Here is a 7864-nt window from a genome sequence, read left to right as displayed (position 1 = left end):
CCGATCATGGTGAACTCGCCGTTGCGGAACCGGAACGCCGGATCCCGCGTCGTGCGGAACGAGAACAGGTTGTCGGTCCAGTGGTGGACCGACAGAACGCGCTCCTCGTAGAACTTGCTCATCGACGGATCAGTCCTCGCTCAGGCGGACGCCGGGTCGGTAGTCCCGAACAGGTCGAGCAGCTTGCCGCCGCGGCCGTCCCACGCCGCGGCGTCGACGGCCGGCTCGGTCCTCTCGGTGATGTTGGGCCAGAGATCGGCGTACTTGGCGTTGAAGGTCTTCCAGCCCGCCATCTCCGGTTCGGTGTCGGCCCTGATGGCATCGGCCGGGCATTCGGGCTCGCAGACGCCGCAATCGATGCACTGGTCCGGGTTGATCACCAGCATGGTCTCGCCGACGTAGAAGCAGTCGACCGGGCAGACCTCGACGCAGTCGGTGTACTTGCAGCGGATGCAGTTCTCGGTGACGACATAGGTCATGACTTCGCACCTCGGCGCAGGGGTCAGAGCAGCGCGGGGAGATCCTGGCCCTCGAGATCGATCGCCAGCCCCTTCATCGCCTCGGCGCTGACCTCGCCGCCCATCGCGCGGAGGCTCTCCTCGCGGATCAGCGACATCAGACCCCGGCGCAGCGCCAGGAACTCCGACGACAGGGTCAGGGCCGGCTGTCGCGGGCGGGGGAGGGGCACCACGACTTCGGCCTTGATGCTCCCGGGACGCGCGGTCATCACGTAGACGCGGTCGGAGAGGAAGATCGCCTCGTCGATGTCGTGGGTCACGAACAGCACCGAGATCTTCAGGCGCTGCCACATGTTGGTGAGGATCTGCTGCATGATCAGCCGCGTCTGCGCGTCGAGGGCGCCGAACGGCTCGTCGAGCAGCAGGATGCGCGGGCCGGTGGCGAGCGCGCGCACGATGCCGACACGCTGCTTCATCCCGCCGGACAATCGGTCCGGATAGTGGTTCTCGAACGCCGTGAGCCCGGCGAGGCCGAGGAGCGTCCGCGCCTGACGCTCGCGCTCGCTGCGCCGGACGCCCTTCATCTTCAGGCCGAACTCGACGTTCTCGCGCACCGTCTTCCAGGGAAACAGTGAGTATTGCTGGAAGATCATGCCGCGATCTGCGCTCGGTCCCGCGATCGCCTCGCCGTCGACGGTGACTTGCCCGGACGACGCCTTGAGGAAGCCGGCCAGCGCGTTGAGCAGCGTCGACTTCCCGCAGCCCGAGGGCCCGATGATCGACACGAACTCGCCGGGATGGACGGTGAGCGAGGCGTTCGAGACGGCCTCGACGGACCCCTCCATCGTCTCGTAGCGCAGGCAGAAGTCGCTGACCTCGATCAGGCCCCGGCTCGATTCGGCCATGGCAAGCTCCCCATTGGTGACGCGCGTGGAGGACCGGTCCGGCGAGGACCGCGCCGGGCGGCGGGCGGAGGCCTAGCGGGCCGCGGCCCAGGGCATGACGAGGCGGCCGACGAGACGGATCGCGAAGCTGGAGCCGAGGCCGAGCAGCCCGATCGTGATCATGCCGAGGGCGATGTCCGGGTACTGGACCAGCGAGTAGGCTTCCCAGGTGAAGTAGCCGATGCCGAACTGGCCGGAGATCATCTCGGCGGCGATCAGCGAGACCCAGGCCACACCCATTCCGACCGTCAGCCCGGTGAAGATCTGCGGCAGCGAGGCCGGCAGGTAGACTTCGCGGAACACCGCCGCCTCGCGGGCGCCGAGGCAGCGTGCGGCCCGCACCAGGACCGGGTCGACCTGGACCATGCCCTGGAGGGTGTTGATCAGGATCGGGAAGAACGAGCCCAGGAAGGTGATGAAGACGATCGAGCCCTCGTTGGTCGGCCAGAGCATGATCGCCATCGGCACCCAGGCGATCGCCGGGATCGGCCGCAGCACCTCGCAGATCGGGAAGGCGATCTCGCGCAGGAGGCGGTAGCGCCCCATGAGGAGCCCGAGCGGCACGGCGACGCCGCCGGCCAGGAGAAATCCGAAGAGGATCCGGCGGCAGGAGATGAGCACGTGGTCGCCGAAGTTCGGGCTGCGCAGGGCGATCGCCGCGCGGTCCACGACGTCCATCGGCGTCGGGATGTTCAGGAACCGCACGTAGAGGGTCACGCGGTTCGCGGTCAGATACTGCCAGAGCGCGACGAACAGGATCAGGGAGGTGAGCCCGATCAGCGCGGCTCGGAACGCGCCGTGATGCAGCCGCAGCCAGCGGCGGACGCGGCCGGTCGCGGGGCGGGTGGACGCGGCCGGCGGCGGGAGGGGCGCCGCCCGCGGCGGGCGCGACTCGGCGGCGGGCCGGAGAGCGACAGCTTCCATGCGGTTCTAGCCTCCCGTCACAGCGGCCTTCAGGGCCTCGTCGTAGGGCATCACCGTGCCGCCGCCCCGCGCCGCGGCCTCGGCGTCTTGCTTCAGCAGGAACGGCGCGATGCCGCCCTTGCCGTCGACGACGTAGAAGGCCTCCCGGGCGAACAGCTTGATGCCGCGGGCCGTGTCGAAGACGTAGGCGACGTCGACGGCCTGCCCCTTGGACTTCATCTCGTTCAGCGCGCCGAGCGTGCAGGCCGCGCTCGCGTAGGGCTGGATCGCCCCGCCCTTCACCCAGATCTCGCCGGCCTTGCGCGGCTCGGTGACGGTCCTCTTGCAGTACGTGTCCTCGCCGCGCACCTCGTAATTGGCGGTGCTCGCGCGCTGCTGCGCGTAGTCCAGGCCGCGCTCGGCGAAGACCTTGCGCAGCGCCCCGTCGTCGACCCACGGACCGACGTCGAACGTCTTGATCCGGTCGAGCCGCTGCAGGACCTTGACGTCCTCGCGGGCGGCCTCGACCAGCTGCGGCTTGATCGTGGGATCGACGGTCATGATCCCGCCGGGCCCGAGGAAGATGTAGACCACCTCCTTGTCGGTGCCGGTCCAGGCCGCGATCTGCTCGGCGGCGCGCTTCGGATCGGCCTTGACCCAGGCGTCGGCGTCGAGGACGGCCTTCAGGTAGGCCTCGACGATCTCGGGGTAGCGGTCGGCGAAGTCGGAGCGCACGACCACGCCGTGCCAGGTCGGGAGGTTGGTCTCGACGCCATCGAACACTTTGCGCGCGAAGCCGCGGAACGGCAGAAGCTCGGCGAAGGGGACGAAATCCGCGTGCGCGTCGATCTTCCGCTCCTGGAGATTGGTCGAGCCGACCTCCGGGCTCTGGCTGACCAGGCGGAAATAGGTGGCCGGGTAGCCCTTGTCCTGCAGCGCCTTCAGGACCATCCCGTGGGCCGCCGACCCGAAGGGCACGCTGACGACCTTGCCTTTCAGATCCTCGAAAGAGAAGTATTCGGAAGCCTTGTTGACCACAATCCCGTTGCCGGATCCGTGGAGATTGTAGGCGGCGACCGCGATCAGCCGCGATTGGCTCTCGGGATTGTTCTGGAACGTCGCGCCGTTGACGACGAGCGGGTAATCGCCCATCGCGCCGAACTGCAGCTTCCCGGCCATCATGCCGTTCGTGACCGGCGGCCCGGACGTGAAGTTCTGCCAGTCGAGCTGGATGGTCGTGCCGGCGTACTTGCCGGTCTTGGGCAGGTACTTCTCCAGCAGCTTGAGCTGGCGGATCACCACGCCGACCGTCGCGGTGTTGGTCGTCGTGTCCTGCGTGCCGATGCCGACGGTGAGGGTCTCGGCGCGGGCCGGTGCCCCGATCCCGGCGCCCGCCAGCGCGAGGAGCGCGAGAGCGGAGACCGATCTGAGCCCGGGAAATCGTCCAGTCATCGCCCGCTCCAACATTTCGGCCCGATGTCGCGAAGACATCGACGGCATGATCGGGCGCTGCGGCGCGTCCGATCAAATGCCGAGGACGCCTGCGGGTCGATTAGTTGCGCAAAAAAGTCGAGCGGCTCCGGATGTGCTGCGGTTTTGTGCGGGACGCTCGCGTTTTAGGCGCATTCCTCGCCGCCGCGCATCGCCGCCAGGATGTCCGGACGCAGGACGACGATCTGCGTGCGCCGCGTGACGAGGACGCCCTGCTCCGAGAGCCGCTTCAGGCTGATCGTCACCCATTGCCGGGTGGCGCCGACCATGTGGGCGAGGTCGGCGTGCGTGAAGGTCGCCGCGATCACCGTCCCGTCCTCCTCCGCGACGCCGTAGAGGTCGCACAGGTGCAGGAGCAGGTGGGCGAGGCGCTCGGTGATCGAGCGGGTCCCGAGCATCTGGGCCAGGGTCGAGTAGCAGCGGCCCTTGAAGGTCAGGCCGTCGATGACCCCGATCGCGAGGGCCGGGATCTGCGTCACGAGCTGCCGGAGCGCCTTGGCCGGCAGGTGCAGCACGCTGGAATTGCTCGCCGCCATGCCCGACCATTTGTGGAGGCCGGCGCCGAACACGTCGGGACCGCCGACGAAGTTGCCGGGGTACCAGTAGGCCAGCGTGATCTCGCGACCGGACGGCGCGGCGTAGAAGACCCGGATGCGGCCGCTCTCGACGATCCAGATCCCGTCGTTGGGCGTCTCCTGGGTGAACAGGGTCGCGCCGCGGTAGAGCACGCGGCGCCGGCCCTTCTCCAGCACGAGGGCGACTTCGCGCTCGGTCAGCCCGTCGAGGAGAGGGCGCTGCCCGGTTCCGGCCTTGGGCGCGGCCTCGGACAGCAGGAGGGCGCTCGCCTGGGTCTGGAGCCCCGCCGGGGCCTGAGACGGGCGTATCGGCGCCGTGGTCTGCATTGCCGCCTCCAGCATCCTACCTGCCGCGGCGCAGCAAACCCTGTACCAGCTCTAAACTGGCCGCCGGCACCGGCAGCGTCTGGATATCGCGGAGCCGAGCGGACGTGAAGCGGCGCCGCACCCGGAGGATGCGGCGGCGCGACGAGGCCGAGACGGCCGCATCGATTAGGGGCGTCCCTGACAGCGTCCGATCGCCCACTGGATGAGCTTGCGCACGTCGGGATCGGGATCGTTGGCGGCCGCCTCGAGGGCCGAGAGGCCCCGCGGGTCGGCGATCTCGCCGAGGGCTGCGGCCGCCTCCTTGCGCAGGTTGCTGACCTCCGAGGTCAGCGCCCGCCCCAGGATCTCGACGGCCGCCGGCGCTCGGATCCGGCCCAGGGCATTGGCCGCCTTGGTGCGGACCTGCCAGACGGGATCGTCCATCACGGCGATCAGGGGCGCCGTCGCCTCGGGCAGCCGGATCTTGGCGCAGGAGACGGCCGCCTCCTCGCGAACCTGCCAGTGCTCGTCGGACAGGCCGGCGATCAGCGTGCCGATGCCCGGGCCGCCGGGGCGCAGGAAGACCAGCGCCGCCATCGTGGCGCGCCGGACCGTCGGGTCGGGATCGCCCGCGGTGGCGATCAGCGCCGGCAGCGCCTCCTCGGCCTTGAGGTAGCCGATGACGCCGAGACCTTCGCGGCGCACCTCCGGGGACGGACTCTGGAGCGCCTTCAGCGCGGCCGACAGGGCGTCCGGCAGGACGAGCTCGCGCAGGGCCCGCAGGGCGGAGGCCTGCACGAATGGGTCGGTGTGCGCGGCGCGCTCGATCAGGAGCGGCCCGCAGGCCGGCTCCTTCTTCTCGGCCAGGGTATCGGCGGCGGTGCGGCGCACGGCCTCGTCGTCGTCCTCCAGGGACCGCACCAGGCCCTCGACGACGTCCGCGCCGTCGTGCTCGTCCAGCGCCTTGGCCGCCGCGGCGCGGACGGCCGCGTCCGGATCGCCGAGGCCCTTGAGGAGCAGGACCTTCGCCGCGGGGCCGACGGCCTCGGCGAGCTCCATCATCGCGACGCGCCGGACGCCGGCGTCGGCACTCGCGCAGCGCTCGGCCACGTCGTCGAGATCGTCGTCGAAGGAATCGAACACGGGGCTCATGGTCGGCCTCAGCGCAGCAGGTAGGGAATATTGACCTTGACCGCGTTCGTCGGGCAGTCGACCTCGCAGGGCATGCAGTACCAGCACTCGTCGTACTTCATGTAGGCCTTCTGCCGGGTCTCATCGATCGCGAGGATGTCGAGCGGGCAGACGTCGACGCAGACGCGGCAGCCCTTCTCGGCGATGCACTTGGCGTCGTCGATGACGACCGCGGCGCTGCTGGCCTGATTGATGATCGGCATGGATCGATCTCCGGTACGGGGCGGGATTACTCGGCGGCGGCCGGCGTCTTGATGCGGAGCTGGTGGTAGGCGCCCATCTCCTCGGCGGCGACCGGCACGATGAACGGGTCGACGGCGCGCTTCGCGTGGGCCATCCGGCCCTGGCCGTCCTTGAACAGGACCGTGTGGCAGGCCCACTCGGCGTCGTTCGTCTCGGGATAGTCGACGCGCAGGTGGTAGAAGCCCCAACGGCTCTCGGTGCGGTAGAGCGAGGCCGCCGCCGCCATGTCGGCGCAGTCGAGGATCGTCTGCATCTCGAGGGCCCGGTGCAGCTCGTGCGGGTCGCGGGCGCAGAGCAGGTCGAGGTCCTCGCGGATCTCGGCGAAGCGGCGCTGGCCGAGCTCCATCTTCGCCGTGACCTTCGGCGGCTCGAGATAGTCGTTCACCAAGCGGCGGGTCTTGAACTCCATCTCGTGCGGGGTGAGCCCGTCGACGCGCCGGGTCGGCGCCAGGACCCGTTCGCGCTCGACGGCGATGTCCGCCGGGTCATGGTCGGCGAGGGCGTTGGCCGTGCAGTAGGCGGCGGCGTCGGCCCCGGCGATGCCGCCGTTCACGAAAGCGCCCAGCATGTAGTTGTGCGGCACGCTCGCCATGTCGCCGACCGCGTAGAGGCCGGGGACCGTCGTGCGCGCGAACTCGTCGACGAAGACGCCCGAGGCCGAGTGGCCCGAGCAGAAGCCGATCTCGGAGATGTGCATTTCCACGGGACGCTGGCGGTAATTGGTGCCGCGCCGCTCGTGGAAACGTCCGCGGGAGGGGCGCTCGTTCGAGTGCAGGATCGTCTCGATCTCGGAGATCGTCTCCTCGCGCAGATGGTCCATCTTGAGGAAGACCGGGCCGTTGCCGCCCTGCAGCTCGCGCCAGAACTCGAGCATCATCTGTCCGGACCAGTAATCGCACTCGATGAAGCGTTCGCCGCGATTGTTGGCCGTGTATCCGCCGAACGGGCCGGTGACGTAGGCGCAGGACGGGCCGTTATAGTCCTTGATCAGCGGGTTGATCTGGTAGCACTCGAGGTTCGCGAGCTGCGCGCCCGCGTGGTAGGCCATCGCGTAGCCGTCGCCGCAATTCGCCGCGTTCTCGTAGGTCCCGAACAGGTACCCGGAGGCCGGCAGGCCGAGGCGGCCGGCGGCCCCGCAGGCCAGGATCACCGCCTTGGCCTTCACCACCAGGAACTCGGAGGTGCGGGTGTTGACGCCGATCGCTCCGGCGATGCGCCCGTCCGCGCCCTTCAGCAGGCGCGTCGCCATGTACCGGTTCGTCACGCCGACCTGGAGGCGGCGGAGCTGCCGGTAGAGGACCTTCTTGACGTTGTGCCCTTCCGGCATCGGCAGCACGTAGGTCCCCATGTGGTGGACCTTGCGCATGTTGTACTCGCCCGAGCCGTCCTTCTCGAATTTGACCCCGAGCTTGTCGAGGTACTGGATCATCGGGAACGACCCCTGCGCGTAGGCCATCACCGCCTTCTGATTGACGATGCCGTCGTTGGCGACGGTGATCTCCTTCACGTACTGCTCGGGGGTGGCGTAGCCCGGCACGACGGCGTTGTTCAGCCCGTCCATGCCCATGCTGATCGCGCCCGAGCGCTTGACGTTGGCCTTCTCCATCAGGACGACCCGGAGCTTCGGATCGGCTTCCTTGGCCTTGATCGCGGCCATCGGGCCGCCGGTGCCGCCGCCGATCACCAGGATGTCGGTCTCGATAATCTCGGTCTTCGTCGCGGATTCGAACGCGTTCATGGCAAGATCTCGCGT

Annotated in this window: 8 protein-coding genes and 1 pseudogene; all 9 read right to left on the bottom strand. The window is 69.0% G+C overall.

The window, feature by feature from the left end; all coding sequences use genetic code 11:
- Nucleotides 1-122 (bottom strand): annotated as a pseudogene (locus BMY19_RS28300) (ferredoxin--NADP reductase); the annotation flags it as partial.
- Between the two features lie 18 nt (nucleotides 123-140).
- Nucleotides 141-479, bottom strand: coding sequence for a ferredoxin FdxA (gene fdxA / locus BMY19_RS28295; RefSeq protein ID WP_100253685.1), 339 nt, complete (start codon nucleotides 477-479; stop codon nucleotides 141-143).
- Between the two features lie 23 nt (nucleotides 480-502).
- Nucleotides 503-1363: an ABC transporter ATP-binding protein gene (locus tag BMY19_RS28290; protein ID WP_100253684.1), complete on the bottom strand. Its 861-nt coding sequence runs from the start codon at nucleotides 1361-1363 to the stop codon at nucleotides 503-505.
- 72 nt (nucleotides 1364-1435) lie between these two features.
- Nucleotides 1436-2326 carry an ABC transporter permease gene (locus tag BMY19_RS28285; protein ID WP_091927944.1) on the bottom strand — a complete coding sequence of 297 codons (891 nt, stop codon included), beginning with the start codon at nucleotides 2324-2326 and terminating at the stop codon, nucleotides 1436-1438.
- A gap of 6 nt (nucleotides 2327-2332) precedes the next feature.
- Nucleotides 2333-3757, bottom strand: a complete 1425-nt coding sequence (locus BMY19_RS28280; protein WP_244535050.1) for an ABC transporter substrate-binding protein — start codon at nucleotides 3755-3757, stop codon at nucleotides 2333-2335.
- Between the two features lie 164 nt (nucleotides 3758-3921).
- Complete coding sequence (locus BMY19_RS28275; protein ID WP_091682861.1) at nucleotides 3922-4698, bottom strand: Crp/Fnr family transcriptional regulator; 777 nt, start codon at nucleotides 4696-4698, stop codon at nucleotides 3922-3924.
- Nucleotides 4699-4863: 165 nt separating this feature from the next.
- Nucleotides 4864-5829, bottom strand: coding sequence for a HEAT repeat domain-containing protein (locus tag BMY19_RS28270; protein WP_020095797.1), 966 nt, complete (start codon nucleotides 5827-5829; stop codon nucleotides 4864-4866).
- 8 nt (nucleotides 5830-5837) lie between these two features.
- Nucleotides 5838-6071, bottom strand: a complete 234-nt coding sequence (locus tag BMY19_RS28265) for a 4Fe-4S dicluster domain-containing protein (RefSeq protein WP_020095796.1) — start codon at nucleotides 6069-6071, stop codon at nucleotides 5838-5840.
- A 26-nt stretch (nucleotides 6072-6097) separates the two neighbouring features.
- Nucleotides 6098-7849, bottom strand: a complete 1752-nt coding sequence (locus tag BMY19_RS28260) for a fumarate reductase/succinate dehydrogenase flavoprotein subunit (protein ID WP_020095795.1) — start codon at nucleotides 7847-7849, stop codon at nucleotides 6098-6100.
- Nucleotides 7850-7864: the final 15 nt, after the last annotated feature.

The sequence above is a fragment of the Methylobacterium sp. UNC300MFChir4.1 genome (genome assembly GCF_900110155.1).
Taxonomy (GTDB): Bacteria; Pseudomonadota; Alphaproteobacteria; order Rhizobiales; family Beijerinckiaceae; genus Methylobacterium.
Note: the sequence above shows the minus strand (reverse complement) of the source record. Positions and strands in the feature narration are given on the sequence as shown.

Excerpts from the sequence above, each read along its gene's own strand:
- BMY19_RS28285 (WP_091927944.1), bottom strand. The coding sequence starts at position 2,326 with ATGGAAGCTGTCGCTCTCCGGCCCGCCGCCGAGTCGCGCCCGCCGCGG.
- BMY19_RS28290 (WP_100253684.1), bottom strand. The coding sequence starts at position 1,363 with ATGGCCGAATCGAGCCGGGGCCTGATCGAGGTCAGCGACTTCTGCCTG.
- BMY19_RS28260 (WP_020095795.1), bottom strand. The coding sequence starts at position 7,849 with ATGAACGCGTTCGAATCCGCGACGAAGACCGAGATTATCGAGACCGAC.
- BMY19_RS28275 (WP_091682861.1), bottom strand. The coding sequence starts at position 4,698 with ATGCAGACCACGGCGCCGATACGCCCGTCTCAGGCCCCGGCGGGGCTC.
- fdxA (WP_100253685.1), bottom strand. The coding sequence starts at position 479 with ATGACCTATGTCGTCACCGAGAACTGCATCCGCTGCAAGTACACCGAC.
- BMY19_RS28270 (WP_020095797.1), bottom strand. The coding sequence starts at position 5,829 with ATGAGCCCCGTGTTCGATTCCTTCGACGACGATCTCGACGACGTGGCC.
- BMY19_RS28265 (WP_020095796.1), bottom strand. The coding sequence starts at position 6,071 with ATGCCGATCATCAATCAGGCCAGCAGCGCCGCGGTCGTCATCGACGAC.
- BMY19_RS28280 (WP_244535050.1), bottom strand. The coding sequence starts at position 3,757 with ATGACTGGACGATTTCCCGGGCTCAGATCGGTCTCCGCTCTCGCGCTC.